Raw genomic sequence first — 1,147 nt, 5'->3', positions numbered from 1 at the left:
TAAAAATTGCAATATGTGGTGGACCCATACACCTCCTTGCAAATTGCACGGTAAGAGGCCATACTGGTGTTGACTAGACATTCAGTGGGCCTCGGGTTAATTTGAAAAAATTACTCGGGGCTTTCTGCTTTCTGCCGCACAACACGGTAACAAACCACCTTTACGTCATGAGGCAAAAAGCCTCAAGCGCCACTGCCAGTATACCTTACCCGCTGCCAGACTGACCAGGTATCGCGCCATCATCGTTCTGATTTGCCGCGAAAATATCCGGGTCTGCTCTCAAGCTCCCGCTCGATCAGCTCGTCGGCAAACAAGGGCGCAATCCTGTTGATGCGGCGCACCAGATTCCGGTGGCGGGCGGCGGCTTTCCGCTCGTCGCTCCATCGTTTAATCTGCCTCTCGTCGAGAAAATCCACGCATACCGCATATCCAGCGCCCGCCACCCAGCAAGACATCACTTCTTCAGGTGTCGCCTGCCCTGCCTCCACGACAACGGAAACCAGCTCCAGTGGACCCGGGCAGGGCCTGTGCGGCAGTTTCCAGCGCAGGGAATAGCGCCACTTCATCCGTGGCTCCGGTGTGTCAGCTTGTTCGGGACCTGCCAGCGTTCTGCCTGACGCACAGACTCCGGCGTCTCTCTCACAATGAAGCTGATTTCATGGATGACACCACACAGCGGCTCCCCGGCATCCCGCAGCCAGTCCAGAGAGGCCAGCGAAGCATATCGCGATCGCCAGTGCCAGAAGGCAGGTGCAAGCTCACGCGCGTCAAACTCGTCGCTCCACCGGGTGTACCAGGTGCAGACGGTTTCCGGTGACTGAAAATTCAGCTCCGTGACGGCCTGTCCCAGCAGGTTCTGCCGTAACCGCCAGTGATGCGCCAATGCGCGTTCTTCCCGACGCATCTTACGGGTAAAGGCGAGGCTGCTGCGCTGTTTCCGGCGCTCAGTCCGGCTGTGCTGCACCTCGGGGAACAGTTCGGCCTGAACATCAACCGGCAGCGGCAGCGGACAGCACTCCCCGTGACTGGCAATCAGTGCATCGAGCGCCTCTTCCACCTGCTTAAGACTGCTCAGACGATGCTTCGGGTCCCAGTTCAGGCCGGGAATGCGCTGCGCCACGGTCGTGTTCATGCGGCTGTTCCCGGT

The 1,147-nt window shown here is 58.9% G+C and carries 2 protein-coding genes; both read right to left on the bottom strand.

Translation table 11 applies throughout. The features are described 5' to 3' along the window. Nucleotides 1–239: 239 nt before the first annotated feature. The gene (locus HMPREF3096_RS11615) at nt 240–566 is read right to left on the bottom strand and encodes a hypothetical protein (protein ID WP_032752058.1); all 327 of its coding nucleotides are present in this window, start codon (nt 564–566) and stop codon (nt 240–242) included. Next, nucleotides 563–1,147 (bottom strand): plasmid SOS inhibition protein A (locus tag HMPREF3096_RS11610; protein WP_141749334.1); only part of this gene is annotated, 585 nt, incomplete at its 5' end. The genes HMPREF3096_RS11610 and HMPREF3096_RS11615, both read right to left, overlap by 4 nt.

The sequence above is a fragment of the Klebsiella sp. HMSC25G12 genome, assembly GCF_001807705.1.
GTDB classification, from domain to species: Bacteria; Pseudomonadota; Gammaproteobacteria; order Enterobacterales; family Enterobacteriaceae; genus Klebsiella; species Klebsiella variicola.
Note: the sequence above shows the minus strand (reverse complement) of the source record. Positions and strands in the feature narration are given on the sequence as shown.

Excerpts from the sequence above, each read along its gene's own strand:
- HMPREF3096_RS11615 (WP_032752058.1), bottom strand. The coding sequence starts at position 566 with ATGAAGTGGCGCTATTCCCTGCGCTGGAAACTGCCGCACAGGCCCTGC.